This is a genomic window from Micromonospora aridisoli (assembly GCF_056150025.1).
In genome coordinates this window covers 191,299-204,216 of sequence record NZ_JAXCFK010000005.1, presented here as the reverse complement: position 1 = coordinate 204,216, position 12,918 = coordinate 191,299, and the positions used below count along the sequence as shown (strand labels likewise).

Sequence of the window (12,918 nt, the reverse complement as noted above, 5' to 3'; positions counted from 1 at the left end):
ATGGCCAGCAACGACACCAACCTGACCACCCGACCGTCGGTCGCGGTGCACGCTCCGGGCACCACCGCCTCCGGCGTCGAGCCCGCCACCGCGTCGGTGATGCAGCTGCGCGACGTCAGCGTCTACTACGGCAGCTACGAGGCGGTGCGCGGCACCACCATGCCGATCCAGCAGAACCAGGTCACCGCGATGATCGGGCCATCGGGCTGCGGCAAGTCCACCGTGCTGCGGGCGCTCAACCGGATGAACGACCCCATCCCGGGTGCCCGGGTCAGCGGCGACGTCCTCTTCCACGGCCAGGACCTGTACGCCAAGGACGTCGACCCGATCCAGGTGCGCCGGCGCATCGGCATGGTGTTCCAGAAGCCCAACCCGTTCCCCAAGTCCATCTACGACAACGTGGCATACGGGTTGCGGATCAACGGCATCAAGGGCCGGCTCGACGACCATGTCGAGGAGGCCCTGACCCAGGCCGCGCTCTGGGACGAGGTCAAGGACAAGCTGCGCAAGAGCGCCCTGGCCCTCTCCGGCGGCCAGCAGCAGCGGCTGTGCATCGCCCGGACGATCGCCGTCAAGCCCGAGGTGATTCTGATGGACGAGCCCTGCTCGGCCCTCGACCCGATCGCGACGGCGAAGATCGAAGACCTGATCTTCGAGCTGACGAACGACTACACGATCGTGATCGTCACGCACAACATGCAGCAGGCGGCGCGGGTCAGCCACTACACCGCGTTCTTCACCGCCGAGGTGGACGAGAAGCAGGAGCGGCACGGTCGGCTGGTGGAGTTCAGCCAGACCGGCAAGCTGTTCACCAACCCCGCCGACAAGCGTACGGAGGACTACATCACCGGTCGCTTCGGCTGAGGCCGGACGCGACGGTCCACGGTGGGTCGCCGAGGTCTGGGGTGGCCCACCGGAGATGGCTGGCCCGCCGTGGCGTCCAGCCATCTCCGCCCGACCGTCGTCGACCTGTAGTGCGGGGGATCGCCCTGCGCGACCGAGAGCGTCGCGCCGGGCCTGAACTGAACCGGAGCCGGTGTGCGATGAACAATCTCGTCGAGGCCACCAGAGGTGACCACCGATCCGACGGGCGTTTCGTGCTGCTCGTGGTGGACGACGACGAGAGCGTCGGTGCCGCGCTGGTGGCCCAGTTGGCTGACCACCGGGTACGCGGCCACCACTTCACCCACGCCGCCGAGGCCCTCCTGGCCGCGGGGGCGCTGCAACCGGACGCGGCCGTGGTCGCCGCCGGACTGGCCACCATGAGCTGCACCGAGCTGGTCCGCCTGCTCGCCCGCCGGGCCGGCATCCCCACCGTGGTCGGGGTGGGTGACGACGACGGCGGGGTCGCCGCCGCCGCGCTCAAGGCCGGTGCCACGGCCTGCGTACGGCGTCCCTACCGGGCCGAGGAGGTGCTGCCGATCCTGCGGGCCATCCGCCCGGAGACCTCCGGTGCCCTCGATCCGCCGATCGAACTGGGTGGACTGCGGGTGGACCCGGCGACGTTCGAGGTGAGCCTGCACGGCCGGACGGTGGCCCTGCCGCTGAAGGAGTTCCGGCTGCTCTACTTCTTCATGAGCCACGCGGAGCGGACGGTCACCCGGGAGCAGTTGCTCGCCGCCGTCTGGGGTGGCATCTCCGACGACACGTCGAACACCCTGACGGTGCACATCAAGCGACTGCGTCGACGGCTGGCGCTGGACGGGAACCAGGCCCCGATGATCGTGACCGTACGCGGCCTGGGTTACCGGTTCGTGCCCGCCCAGGCCACGGCAACGCCCTCGACGTCGTGAACGTTCCGGCGCAGCCGCCGTACCCGCCGTCGGTGGGTGTTCCGGGGACGCCGGCCGAGGGGATGGTCCTGGTGGCGGTCCCGCTGGCGTACATTCCGCACGTGGCCCGGTTGCTGGCCGACCTGGACGCCCGGCAGCGGGTGGAGCCGGTGCCCCGACGGCACGCCGATCAGATGCCCCCTCCGCCGGAAGCCGAGTGGACGGTCGAGGATCTGCGCCGGCTCAGCCAGGGGCGCAGCGCCACCCACCGCACCGTCGCCGCGGTGCTCGACGCGCTCGCCGCCGAGCCGGAGCGGCTGTTCACGGTGGGGGATCTGGCCGAGGCCACCGGGCGGCCACGCAAGAAGATCATCGGTGCGATGGCGGGGCTGACCCGACTGCTGAAGGCGCACTACGACTACGCCGGCCGGGGGTTCCCGTTCGCCCGGGTGCCCGGCCGGCCGGAGGCCCCTCGCGAGCTGTGCTACACGATGGACCGGGTGCGCGCCGCGCGCTGGCGCGAGGCGCAGAGCCGGGGGGCGGGCGGATCCGCGCCCGCCCGCGTGGCGTCGCCGACCGACTCAGCCGAACAGCAGGAAGAACGGAGCGCCGACCAGCGGGCCGAGCGCGGCACCGACGACCACCTGGCCGACGGTGTGGTCGCGCAGTCGGACCCGTGACCAGCCCACCAGCGCGACCACGACCACCAGCGGGGCCGCCGCCGGGCCGAAGAGGTGGATCAGGGCGGCCACCGACGCGGCGCTGATCGCCGCGTGGGCGCTGACCTTCCAGACCTGGTTGACCACGAGGATGGCGGCCAGGATGGCGAGCATCCCGACGACCATGGCGACCAGGGGACGCGGAGCGCCGAGCAGCGCCAGTGCCAGCAGGCCGATCAGGACGGACACCAGGCCGTGCAGTAGTGGCCGGCGACGTTGGCTGCGGATCCGGACGTGGTGGTCGGTCAGCTGGCCTCGCCGTACGCCGAGCCGGATGAGCCCGTACGGCACGGCGGAGCAGAACAGCAGGGCCAGCAGACCCCAGCCGAGCCCGACCGCCACCGCCGGAGCGGTGCTGTGCACGGCGACGACCAGTGGCATGACGGCGGCGAACACGGCGGGCGCGAACACTTCGGTGCTCGCCCGGGCCAACCGGTGCGCGACGGAACGGGTGGGCCGGTCGACGGCGGTGCGCGGCACGGCCTAACTGCCGGTGAGTCGTTCGGCGTCGCGACCTCGGCTGCCCGCGGCGAGTTCCAGCCGGCGGACCTGTTCGATCATCGCCACGACGACCGCGTGTCCCTCGGGCGACAGGCGGGCGTCGACCAACCGCATCGCCACCTGCCGGATGTACGGGTCGGCCAGCATGTGCACGAGGTCGTCGTCGGGTGGATCCCGGTCGGCCGGTCGCCCGGTGAAGAACGAGGGCGGTCGACCGAAGAAGGCGGCGATCGCCTCGACCACGGACCGTCGCGGGTCCGGTGCCCGGCCCTGGCGCAGGTTGTTCAAATGGGTGTGCGAGATCCGGCAGCCGCGCCGGGTCAGTTCGCCGGCGACGTGCCGGACGCTGTACGGCTTGCCGGTCGGGTCCCGGGTGGTGCGGAACAGCCAGTCGAGGCGCTCGGCGAAGGTCTCGCCGGGGTGGTCGGGCTCCTCAGGCATGGCGGCTCCTCGCACAGCGGAACACCAGATTTACACGAGGATCCGATACGTAACCCAGCATTGACAAGACTCCTTACTGTACGCGTACGATGGCCTTCGCTCTGGTAACCCCGGCGGTCGGATCGCCCAGCGTCCGGCACGGCGGGTGGCCAGGGCGGTCCTTCGGCGCGCACACGTGGTGGAGAACGGGGGCGCGACGTGTGCGTGCGAGCCGTGACCGACGCCGGAGGACCGCCGGGCGTGGCTCGTCCGGCCGGCCACACTCGCGGCCGGCCCTCGACGGGCCCCGCCCGGGCCCCGGGGAGCCGACCCGGGCTCTGGCCGGCACCGGGGGGCGTTTGTCCGGTGTCGGCGGGGGTATCCAGCGCGGCGCTGACGACAGGAGGACGCCGTGCGGTTTCCGTTGTTCGTCGCGGCGGTGTCACGTCGCTCCGGGCTGGATCCGGAAGTCGCGGCCGTCGTCACGCGCGCGGTGCTGCAGACCGTCGTGGAGCGGATGACCGGTTCGCCGCCGACCGACCCGACCGGATACCTGCCGGCCGAGTTGACCAACGCGGTTACGCCCGGTGGTCCGGCGGACTTCCTGCGCCGGGTGGGTGAGCGGGCCGGCGTCGACGAGCACGCGGCGGCCGCCGGGGCGGCAGCGGTCTTCGCGACCCTGCGGGAGACGGTGACCGTCGCCGAGTTCCAGGAGATGGTCGCGCGGTTGCCCACCACCGCGAACGGCGGCACCGACCCGATCGCGGGCTGAGTCGCGGCCGTCTCGCGGCGGGGGAGGGCCCACTCCCTGCCGACCGGGACAGCGGTGGCAGCGGATAGGCTGCCGCCGTGGCAGGTCTGTTCAGGAGTGTGGCGGCCCGCGTCGGCGCGGTGATTCCGACGCCCCGGTCGGCGGGACCGACCCCGGCGAAGCTCGCGCGGCCGCGCCAGGTCAGCGCGTTGCAGCGCCGCGAGTTGTCGTACGCCCCGGAGCCCGACGGTCACGCCGACCCGGGGGAGATCGTCTGGACCTGGGTGTCCTACGAGGACGACCCCCGGCAGGGCAAGGACCGGCCGGTGCTGGTGGTGGGCCGGCACAGCCGGACCCTGTTCGGACTGATGCTCTCCAGCCAGGGCGACCGTCAGGGGGAACGGCACTGGCTGGCCCTCGGTCCGGGGGAGTGGGACCGCGACCAGCGCCCGAGCTGGGTGCGCCTGGACCGGGTGCTGACCATGCGGGAGGACAGCATCCGACGGGAGGGCGCGGTGCTGGACCGCGCCCGGTTCGACCGGGTGGGACAGGCTCTGCGCGCCGGGTACGGCTGGCGCTGACCGCCCGACCCGGGCGGCTCGCGGCGGAGCCGACGATCTCAGCTCGACCGCTGGGCCGGGTCGAGCGCGGCGTCGCGGGCGTCCGGCGGCGGGTACGGCTGCTCGGCGAGCAGCCTGGCCAGGTGCGCGCTGTTGAGCGCCAGCGCCTTCGTCGTACGACCGGTGGTGTCGGGCTTGGGGCGCACGTCGATGTAGTCGGTCGTGTGCAGGGCCTCGCCGACCCAGTAGGTGGCTCCGGCGGCCGGGCAGGTGAAGCCGACCTCGTTGAGCGCCTGCTGCACCTGACCGATCGTGTGGTGCGCGCCGTCCTCGTTGCCGACCACCGCCACCGCACCGATCTTGCCGTAGGTGAGCAGCCGGCCCTGCTCGTCCGTCTCGCTGAGCTCGGCGTCGAGGCGTTCCAGGACCATCTTGCACACGCTCGACGGCTGGCCGAGCCAGATCGGTGTGGCGATCACGAGGATCTGCGCGGACAGCAGCTTCGACCGGATGCCCGGCCAGCCGTCCCCGTCGCCCTCGTCGGTGGAGACACCGAAGTGGACGTCGTGGTCCACCACCCGGATGAGCTCGCCGCCGACCCCCTGCTCGCCGAGGGCGTCGAGCACCTCCCGCCCCAGCACCTCGGAACTGGACGGGGCGGGGGAGCGCTTGAGGGTGCAGTTGAGCACCAGCGCCCGGATGTCCGCCATGATCTTCCTTTCGCCGCACGAGCCTGATCGCGGCGGAGTACCCAGTCACGGCCCGGCCACGCCCGGGCCGTGGTCGCGTGCGGGGTGGGGTCAGCACTCGGCGAGGTAGGCGGTGTCGCGTAGGGCCCGGCCGGGACGGCCGTCGGCGAGTGCCTTGGCCTCGTACATCGCGGCGTCGGCGCGGTCGAGCGCCTCGGTGAGCTGACTGCCCTGCACGGGGGCCAGACCGACCGAGGCGGTCACCCGGAGGCTGACGGCACCCAGCGGGATCGGTGCGGCGAGCATGTCGTACAGCCGCCGGGTGGCGTGGTCGATCCACCGCCGGTCGAGGGTCGGACTGGTCAGCAGCCCGGCGAACTCGTCGCCACCGAGGCGGGCCACCAGGTTGTCGCCAGCGAAGGCGGCCAGCCGCTGGGCGACGCTGACCAGCACCTGATCGCCCGCGGCGTGTCCGTACCGGTCGTTGATCTGCTTGAAGTCGTCGAGATCCAGTACCACGGCGATCAGATGCCGGCCGGAGCAGTCGGTGAGCAGCGTCGCGGCCAAGCGGTAGAAGGCCCGTCGGTTGGGCAGGCCGGTCAGCGGGTCGTGGCTGGCGGCGTGCCGCTCGGCGGCGAGTTCGTCCTGGAGCCGCTCGATCTCCGCCTCGGCCCGCACGGCGCGGCGTCCCAACTGCCAGGAGGAGAGCAGCGCTCCCGCGGCGCAGATGCCGGACGCGACGGTCAGCGGATCCGGCACCACCATCTCCCTTCGCCGCGACACACGCCCGGCGCCGATCGGCGGACGCTGCCAAACACCTCGTTTCCCCTGATGGTTGTCAGGTTCGCGGGACAGAACGTGAGCGGGTACGCGTCACGCACGTGCGTTATCATCCCCGTTGTCCATTGCAGATGCAATAGCAGATGCACGTGCATACGACCCGACACCGTCCCCTCATGCCGCTACCGCTCCTCCCACGGCACCGGCGCCTATCGGAGAGAACCCGAAGCCCCATGCAGCAGCCTCCCAACGGTGTTCCCGTCAATCACTTGCCACCCCTCGCCTGGCAGAAGAGCCGGCGCAGCAACCCCAGCGGAAACTGTGTCGAACTGGCGGAGTTGCCGGGCGGAGCGGGTATCGCACTACGCAACTCCCGGCACCCCGACGGTCCGGCGTTGATCTACACGGTGGACGAGATCGCCGCCTTCGTGCTCGGGGCCCGGGACGGTGACTTCGATCATCTGATCGGCTGATCCCACATCCCATCGACGGGATTCGTCGCGCCCGGGATGGGCGGTTCACCTCACTGACGGTTCATGGCATGCTTACACGTCGGTCGAGTCGGTCCACCGGTTCGGCCACTGACGGCATGCGGAGGACGGCAGGTGACCATGGTTTCCGCCGAGGAGGGCCCGGCGGCCGGCCCGACCGTGCTGCGGATGCTGCTCGGTGCCCAGTTGCGACGGCTGCGGGAGTCGCGGGGCGTGACCCGGGAGAGCGCCGGCTGGGAGATCCGGTCCTCGGAGTCGAAGATCAGCCGGATGGAGCTGGGTCGGGTCGGGTTCAAGGAGCGCGACGTCGCCGATCTGCTCACGCTCTACGGGGTCACCGCCGAGCAGGAGCGTGCGGCGCTGCTCAAGCTCGCCCGGGACGCGAACAACCCGGGCTGGTGGCACCGGTACGGCGACGTTCTTCCGTCGTGGTTCCAGTCGTACCTCGGCCTGGAGGCCGCGGCCGCCCTCATTCGTAGCTACGAGGTCCAGTTCGTCCCGGGCCTGTTGCAGACCCGGGAGTACGCGCGAGCCGTGGTGCTGCTCGGGCACAGCACGGCCGGTCCGCAGGAGATCGACCGGCGGGTCGATCTGCGGATACGCCGCCAGGAGTTGCTGCGCCGGCCACGCCCGCCGCGACTGTGGGCGGTCGTCGACGAGGCGGCGCTGCGCCGACCGATCGGTGGCCCCCAGGTGATGCGCGGCCAACTGGAGGCGCTGCTCGAAGCGACCCGTACGCCGAACGTCCGGCTCCAGGTGATTCCGTTCGCTGCCGGTGGGCATGCCGCGGCCGGGGGAGCGTTCACGATTCTGCGCTTCGGCGACCAGGACCTGCCCGACATCGTCTACATCGAGCAGCTGACCAGCGCCATCTACCTTGACAAGCGTGAGGACCTCGACTTCTACGCGGTCGCCATGGAGCGGCTCTGCGTCGAGGCCGAGCCGCCGGAGCGTACGCCGGAGATCCTCGAGCGGATGATCGCCGAGATCGACGCCCGCTGACCGTACCGCCCGTTCCGCCCGCGCTCCTACGTGTGTTCGCGTTGATCATGAAGTTGTTGCCGTGGGTAAGCGCTTGCCCCCGGCAACAACTTCATGATCAACGGGTGGGGAGGTGGTGGGGTGGGGGTGGGGCGTTGACGGGGGTGGGGGGTTTGGTTAGGCTCTGGATCGATACAGACTGGATCGGTCCAGAGAGGGGGGCGGGCCGGTGAAGCCGACTCTGCGGGCGGTGGCCGAGGCCGTCGGCGTCTCGCGCAGTACCGTCTCCAACGCCTACGGCCGCCCCGACCAACTCTCGCCGCAGCTGCGCCAGCGCATCCTGGAGACCGCCCGACAGATGGGCTATCCAGGGCCTGACCCGACCGCCCGGTCGTTGCGACGAGGCTTCGTCGGCGCCATCGGGGTGCTGTTCACCTCCCGGCTGTCGTACGCGTTCACCGACCCCTTCGCCGTCCGGTTCCTCACCGGGGTGGCCGAGGCGGCCGAACGGCACGACAGCAACCTGCTGCTGGTACCGCTGCCCGACGATCCGGCGGGCGCCCGCACCGCGGTGGAGAACGCCGCCGTCGACGGATTCTGCGTCTACTGCGCCGGTGACGAGGAGCAGATCCTCGACGCGATCCGCGGGCGCGGACTGCCCTTCGTCACCACCTCGTCGCGTCCCCGAGCGGAGGACCGCTGGGTCGGCATCGACGAGCGGGCGGCCGCCCGCTCGGCCGCGGCGCACCTGACCGCTCTCGGCCACCGGCGGGTCGCCCTGCTCGGCCACGACGTCCTGCCCGACGCCCCGGCGGGGCCGCTGCGGGTCGCCGACGTGTCCGACGTGCCGCATTCCACCACCCGTGACCGTCTGACGGGCTTCGCCGACGCGTTCGCGGCGGTCGGTGTCGCCTGGTCCGACCTGATCGTGCTCACCGCCACCGACAACACCCGCGCCGCCGGCGCCGCCGCCGTCCGCTCGCTGCCGACCCTGCCCGAGCCGCCCACCGCCGTGCTGGCCTGCTCCGACGTGCTCGCCCTGGGCGTGCTCGACGTGCTGCGCGCCAGCGAGCAGGGGCGGGACGTGTCGGTGACCGGCTTCGACGACATCGCCGAGGCCGCGCCGGCCGGCCTGACCACCGTCCGTCAACCCGGCGAGGCGAAGGGCCGCAGCGCCGCCACGCTGCTGTTCGACCCGCCCGTGGACCCCGCCGCGGGCCAGATCCTGCTGTCCACCACGCTCGTCGTCCGGAGCAGTTCCGGACCGGTTCCGAGGAGTTGACCATGGAACAGCCCACCGGCTTCATCGTCGCCGTCGACGCCGTGACCCGCCATGTCATGTCCGCCCGGCCGGATGCGCCGGTCCGACCCGACGTACCCCGGCCGGCGCGGCTGGCCGTGACCCGCCGGCTCGCCGCCGGAGCGCTGCGCCGACTCGCCGACCAGATCCAGCCCACCCCGGTACCCGCCTCGACCACCTGCCGCCCGTAGGGCCGGTTCCGAGGTACCCGGCCGGGCGAGGAACTTCGACACGGGGCCGTCCAGGCCCGCCTCGACCCGGCGATGCGGGGGCCCGGGAGCCGGGCGGGTGGTGCACCCGGGGGTGGAACAGGCAGACTGGAGGCCCATGTCGCCGTTCACCCCCAGTCTGCGGTTGCACGACCGCTACGTGCTGCACGAGCGCATCGGCCTCGGCGGAATGTCCGAGGTGTGGCGCGCCGACGACGAGGTCCTCGGCCGGTCGGTGGCCGTGAAGGTCCTCGCCGGGACGTTCGCCGTCGACCCGGACCTGCGCGCCATCCTCCGCCGGGAGGCCCGTGCCGCGGCGCGCCTGACCCACCCGCACGTCACCCAGGTGTACGACTACGGCGAGGCGACCCTGGCCGACGGTCGGGTCGTGCCGTACCTGGTGATGGAACTGGTCGACGGGCGCAACCTCGCCGACCGACTGGCCGACGGCCCGCTGCCCTGGTGGTCGGCCCTGCGGATGGCCGCCGAGGTGGCCGCCGCCCTGGCCGCCGCGCACCGCCTGGGCGTCGTGCATCGGGACATCAAGCCCGGCAACGTCATGCTCACCGACAACGGCGCCAAGGTGCTCGACTTCGGCATCGCCGCGCTCGCCGATGCACCGCCCGCCGGTACCGGTCCGGCCGGCGGGCTCGTGATGGGTACGCCCGCCTACCTCGCGCCGGAGCGGCTGAGCGCCGGCGCGCCCCATCCGGCCAGCGACGTGTACGCCCTCGGCGCGTTGCTGTACCGCACCCTCACCGGCGAGGTCCCGCTGCCCGTACGCAGCTGGGAGGACGCGGTCAGGGTGCACGCGAGCCGTCCGGTCGTGGTGCCCCCACGGGTGCCGGGCCTGCCGACCGACGTCGCCGGGCTGGTGCTCGCCTGTCTCGACCCCGATCCGGAGCGACGCCCGCCGGCCGGGGGACTGGCCCGTCGATTCCGTGCCGCCGCGGCCGGGCCGGCGGCACCGCTCGTGGCCGACGCACCGGTCACCGGCACGACCGTCTCCGGCGGCCAGCACGGGGCGGATGACGCCACCCGGGCGGTACGCCACCATCCGCCGACCCTGGTCGAGCCGGCAGCCGGGTTCGCGGCCGTCCGGCCCGGCGGCGGACCACGACCCGCGACGCGTGGACCGCTCGCCCGTCCCGGGCCCACCCCTCGACGGCCGCCGGGTCGGTCGGCGCGGGCCCGCCGCCCCGGGGGCGCAGCGTTGGCGGCTGCCCTGGTCCTGCTCCTGGGCCTGGGTGCGGCGCTCGTGCTGGGCGACCGGGGCGACGGGCAGCCGTCGGCCGCTCCCACCACGCCGTCGGCCGCGCCGCCGACCTCGTCCGCGCCCGCCGCACCGCGACCCGCCGCAACGTCGCCGACCGCCCGACCGGAACCGGTCAGCCTGCGACAGGCGGCGACGGAGATCATCGTGCTGCTGACCGAGGCCCAGCTCACCGGAGAGATCGACCGTAAGGCCGCTGACCGGTTGCGCAAGGAGCTGACCGAGCTGGCCGGGGCCCGGCCGAAGGACCACGAGAAGCGGCTCGAGGATCTGCGCGAGCGGCTCGACGACGAGGTGGAACGTGGCCGACTCCCGGCCGACTTCGCCGACCGGATGGACGACCTGCTCGACCGGATCGAGGCCACCCGGGCCGAGGGCTGACCGCGACCGGCATCATCGTCCCGCTGCCCGCTGCCCGCTGCCCGCTGCCCGCTGCCCGCTGCCCGGGTCAGGTCAGCGTCGCCCGGGCGAACTCGTCCGGGGCGGTTCCGGCGCGGGCGAGCACCGAACCGTCCGCCGCCCAGATCGCCGACCGCCCGGCCGCCGCGGCGAAGCCACCGCCGGTGGAGCCGGCGAAGCTGGCGACCGCGACCACCACCCGGTGGGTTGTGGAGATCCGCCACGCCCGCTCGTCGGGCACGTGCGCCTCGGCCGCGGAGTCGACGATCGAGGCCGCGTAGACGTCGACGCCGGCGGCGCAGGTGACCGCCGCGTGTTCCGCGACACCGGTGTCCTTGCAGATGGCCAGGCCGACGCGCCAGCCGTCGACGTCCAGCACGGCCGGCACCGTCCCCGGGAGGAACCGGCGGGACTCGACGTCGCCGAGCCACATCTTGCGGTACGCCACGCTGACCCCGGTGGCGTCGACGGCGAGGGTGGCGATGTGCTCGCCGGCCACCGGCGCGCCGACCAGGGCGAGCGTCCCCGTCGCCGCGCACGCCTCGACCAGCGGCGCGAACCGGGAGTCGGCGGGGTCGACCGGCGGGGCGTCGAGTTCGTAACCGGTCAGCGACAGCTCCGGGAAGACGACCACCCGGGCCGCCGCGGCCAGGACCAACGCCGCGTGCGCCGCCACGTTCGTCTCGATGTCGTACGCCGTGCACCTGGGCTGGGCCACGGCGATAGTCAGCGGACCGCGTGGCGACACTCGCTCCATGCGTGCAGCCTAGGTTCCCCGCGCGGAAAGTCGACGGCCGGTGGAGCGGTTCCCAGGCGGAGTTCGTAGCGTGGGTGCATGATGCATGTCCGATACGGTCCGTCCGCGGTCGTCGCCCAGTCCGCACCGCCGGAGGACGGCCTGGTCGGATTCGTCACCGACCTGGTGGAGCGGCTGGGCGGCCCGGGTGCGGGGTTGGCCGTGGCGCTGGAGAACCTGTTTCCGCCGATCCCCAGCGAGGTGATCCTCCCGCTGGCCGGCTTTGTCGCGGCGCAGGGGCGGATGAGCGTCGTCGGCGCCATCTTCTGGACGACTCTCGGCTCACTGCTCGGTGCCCTCGCGCTCTACCGGATCGGTGCCGCGCTCGGCCGGGAGCGGACGCGGGCCATCGCGGCGCGACTGCCGCTGGTCAAGCTCAGCGACATCGACCGGACCGAGGAGTGGTTCCTGCGGCACGGCGTCAAGGCCGTCTTCTTCGGACGCATGATCCCGATCTTCCGGAGCATGATCTCCATTCCGGCCGGGGTGGAACGCATGCCGCTGCTCACCTTCGCGGTCTACACCACGCTGGGCAGCCTGATCTGGAACACCACCTTCGTGCTGGCCGGCTACCTGCTTGGCGACAACTGGCACGTGGTCGAGGGGTACGCCGGCATCCTGCAGAACCTGGTCATCGTCGCCTGTGCGCTGGGGCTCGTCTGGTTCGTCGTCACCCGGTTGCGCCGCTCCCGCCGCTCCGGTGGCCTGCGGTCCAACGACAGCGGTGCCGGACTGGCCGACTCGGCGCCGGCCGGCGTGCCCGACCCCCAGGGGCGCGGCACCATCTACCGCAGCGCCTGGGCCGACGGTTGGCAGCGCCCCGACCAGGACCCACCGCGATGAGCGCCGGTCAGGAGTGGGCGGACGACGTCGGGCTGGTCGAGCTGCCCGGCGGCGTACGGGTGCGTGGGCGACGGGTCGCCGACGCACCCTCCCCGGCCGACTTCAGCCTGCTGCTGGCCCCCGGGCCGGTGCCCGACTGGACGTACCGACGGGTCCGGTGGCCGGACTTCTGGGTCCCGCTGGACCGCGCGGACACCCTGGACGCGTTGCGTGAGGCGCTGCGTCGCGGGTACGCGGGCCAGCGGGTGGAGGTGGCCTGTCGGGGCGGCACGGGCCGGACCGGTACGGCGCTGGCGGCGCTGGCGATCCTCGACGGTCTGCCGGCCGAGCGTGCGGTCGACTGGGTGCGTGCGGCCTACCGACCGGGTGCGGTGGAGACCCCCTGGCAGCGCCGCTGGCTGCGGCGACTGCCCTGACGGATCCGCCGGAGCCGG

17 protein-coding genes are annotated in these 12,918 nt (G+C 72.8%); 12 read left to right on the top strand and 5 right to left on the bottom strand.

Annotation, left to right across the window (positions count from 1 at the left end):
* The 3 genes from pstB to SM447_RS12975 all read left to right on the top strand — a co-directional run bounded on the left by pstB (position 1) and on the right by SM447_RS12975 (position 2,452).
* Entirely contained in the window at positions 1-864 is an 864-nt protein-coding gene (gene pstB, locus SM447_RS12985; protein ID WP_474573006.1) for a phosphate ABC transporter ATP-binding protein PstB, read from the top strand.
* Between the two features lie 179 nt (positions 865-1,043).
* On the top strand, positions 1,044-1,793 hold the full coding sequence (locus SM447_RS12980) for a winged helix-turn-helix transcriptional regulator (protein WP_474573005.1): 750 nt from the start codon (positions 1,044-1,046) through the stop codon (positions 1,791-1,793).
* On the top strand, positions 1,790-2,452 hold the full coding sequence (locus SM447_RS12975) for a hypothetical protein (RefSeq protein WP_474573004.1): 663 nt from the start codon (positions 1,790-1,792) through the stop codon (positions 2,450-2,452). Before SM447_RS12980 ends, SM447_RS12975 begins: the two co-directional genes overlap by 4 nt.
* Here SM447_RS12975 and SM447_RS12970 read toward each other — a convergent pair.
* Together SM447_RS12970 and SM447_RS12965 are read right to left on the bottom strand one after the other, a co-directional pair.
* Complete coding sequence (locus tag SM447_RS12970) at positions 2,354-2,971, bottom strand: hypothetical protein (RefSeq protein ID WP_474573003.1); 618 nt, start codon at positions 2,969-2,971, stop codon at positions 2,354-2,356. The two genes, SM447_RS12975 and SM447_RS12970, sit on opposite strands and share 99 nt — an antisense overlap.
* Positions 2,972-2,974: 3 nt before the next feature.
* A complete protein-coding gene (locus tag SM447_RS12965; protein ID WP_474573002.1) occupies positions 2,975-3,433 on the bottom strand; it encodes a hypothetical protein in 459 nt (152 codons plus the stop codon).
* Positions 3,434-3,824: 391 nt separating this feature from the next.
* On the opposite strand from SM447_RS12965, the gene SM447_RS12960 reads away from it, so the two are divergent.
* Positions 3,825-4,184 carry a DUF2267 domain-containing protein gene (locus tag SM447_RS12960; protein WP_474573001.1) on the top strand — a complete coding sequence of 120 codons (360 nt, stop codon included), beginning with the start codon at positions 3,825-3,827 and terminating at the stop codon, positions 4,182-4,184.
* Between the two features lie 77 nt (positions 4,185-4,261).
* A complete protein-coding gene (locus tag SM447_RS12955) occupies positions 4,262-4,744 on the top strand; it encodes a type II toxin-antitoxin system PemK/MazF family toxin (protein WP_474573000.1) in 483 nt (160 codons plus the stop codon).
* 38 nt (positions 4,745-4,782) lie between these two features.
* Here the strand turns inward: SM447_RS12955 and SM447_RS12950 are convergent, their stop codons facing one another.
* Together SM447_RS12950 and SM447_RS12945 are read right to left on the bottom strand one after the other, a co-directional pair.
* On the bottom strand, positions 4,783-5,433 hold the full coding sequence (locus SM447_RS12950) for a flavodoxin family protein (RefSeq protein ID WP_474572999.1): 651 nt from the start codon (positions 5,431-5,433) through the stop codon (positions 4,783-4,785).
* Between the two features lie 90 nt (positions 5,434-5,523).
* Positions 5,524-6,171, bottom strand: coding sequence for a GGDEF domain-containing protein (locus SM447_RS12945; RefSeq protein WP_474572998.1), 648 nt, complete (start codon positions 6,169-6,171; stop codon positions 5,524-5,526).
* A gap of 254 nt (positions 6,172-6,425) precedes the next feature.
* Between SM447_RS12945 and SM447_RS12940 the strand changes: the two genes are divergently transcribed.
* From SM447_RS12940 to SM447_RS12920, 5 genes are all read left to right on the top strand, one after another.
* Complete coding sequence (locus SM447_RS12940; RefSeq protein ID WP_204001349.1) at positions 6,426-6,665, top strand: DUF397 domain-containing protein; 240 nt, start codon at positions 6,426-6,428, stop codon at positions 6,663-6,665.
* A 138-nt stretch (positions 6,666-6,803) separates the two neighbouring features.
* Positions 6,804-7,685 carry a helix-turn-helix domain-containing protein gene (locus SM447_RS12935; protein WP_474573271.1) on the top strand — a complete coding sequence of 294 codons (882 nt, stop codon included), beginning with the start codon at positions 6,804-6,806 and terminating at the stop codon, positions 7,683-7,685.
* Between the two features lie 208 nt (positions 7,686-7,893).
* Positions 7,894-8,946, top strand: coding sequence for a LacI family DNA-binding transcriptional regulator (locus SM447_RS12930; RefSeq protein WP_474572997.1), 1,053 nt, complete (start codon positions 7,894-7,896; stop codon positions 8,944-8,946).
* Between the two features lie 2 nt (positions 8,947-8,948).
* On the top strand, positions 8,949-9,155 hold the full coding sequence (locus SM447_RS12925) for a hypothetical protein (protein ID WP_474572996.1): 207 nt from the start codon (positions 8,949-8,951) through the stop codon (positions 9,153-9,155).
* 136 nt (positions 9,156-9,291) lie between these two features.
* On the top strand, positions 9,292-10,827 hold the full coding sequence (locus SM447_RS12920) for a serine/threonine-protein kinase (protein WP_474572995.1): 1,536 nt from the start codon (positions 9,292-9,294) through the stop codon (positions 10,825-10,827).
* A 67-nt stretch (positions 10,828-10,894) separates the two neighbouring features.
* Here SM447_RS12920 and SM447_RS12915 read toward each other — a convergent pair whose 3' ends face one another.
* Positions 10,895-11,602, bottom strand: coding sequence for a carbon-nitrogen hydrolase family protein (locus SM447_RS12915; protein ID WP_474572994.1), 708 nt, complete (start codon positions 11,600-11,602; stop codon positions 10,895-10,897).
* A gap of 81 nt (positions 11,603-11,683) precedes the next feature.
* Between SM447_RS12915 and SM447_RS12910 the strand changes: the two genes are divergently transcribed.
* Together SM447_RS12910 and SM447_RS12905 are read left to right on the top strand one after the other, a co-directional pair.
* Positions 11,684-12,484, top strand: a complete 801-nt coding sequence (locus SM447_RS12910) for a DedA family protein (RefSeq protein WP_474573270.1) — start codon at positions 11,684-11,686, stop codon at positions 12,482-12,484.
* Positions 12,481-12,900: a protein-tyrosine phosphatase family protein gene (locus SM447_RS12905; protein ID WP_474572993.1), complete on the top strand. Its 420-nt coding sequence runs from the start codon at positions 12,481-12,483 to the stop codon at positions 12,898-12,900. Before SM447_RS12910 ends, SM447_RS12905 begins: the two co-directional genes overlap by 4 nt.
* The last annotated feature ends 18 nt before the right edge of the window (positions 12,901-12,918 follow it).

Coding starts and splice junctions, on each gene's coding strand:
- SM447_RS12980 (WP_474573005.1), top strand. CDS start 1,044: ATGAACAATCTCGTCGAGGCCACCAGAGGTGACCACCGATCCGACGGG.
- SM447_RS12935 (WP_474573271.1), top strand. CDS start 6,804: ATGGTTTCCGCCGAGGAGGGCCCGGCGGCCGGCCCGACCGTGCTGCGG.
- SM447_RS12905 (WP_474572993.1), top strand. CDS start 12,481: ATGAGCGCCGGTCAGGAGTGGGCGGACGACGTCGGGCTGGTCGAGCTG.
- SM447_RS12915 (WP_474572994.1), bottom strand. CDS start 11,602: ATGGAGCGAGTGTCGCCACGCGGTCCGCTGACTATCGCCGTGGCCCAG.
- SM447_RS12940 (WP_204001349.1), top strand. CDS start 6,426: ATGCAGCAGCCTCCCAACGGTGTTCCCGTCAATCACTTGCCACCCCTC.
- pstB (WP_474573006.1), top strand. CDS start 1: ATGGCCAGCAACGACACCAACCTGACCACCCGACCGTCGGTCGCGGTG.
- SM447_RS12950 (WP_474572999.1), bottom strand. CDS start 5,433: ATGGCGGACATCCGGGCGCTGGTGCTCAACTGCACCCTCAAGCGCTCC.
- SM447_RS12910 (WP_474573270.1), top strand. CDS start 11,684: ATGCATGTCCGATACGGTCCGTCCGCGGTCGTCGCCCAGTCCGCACCG.
- SM447_RS12920 (WP_474572995.1), top strand. CDS start 9,292: ATGTCGCCGTTCACCCCCAGTCTGCGGTTGCACGACCGCTACGTGCTG.
- SM447_RS12925 (WP_474572996.1), top strand. CDS start 8,949: ATGGAACAGCCCACCGGCTTCATCGTCGCCGTCGACGCCGTGACCCGC.
- SM447_RS12965 (WP_474573002.1), bottom strand. CDS start 3,433: ATGCCTGAGGAGCCCGACCACCCCGGCGAGACCTTCGCCGAGCGCCTC.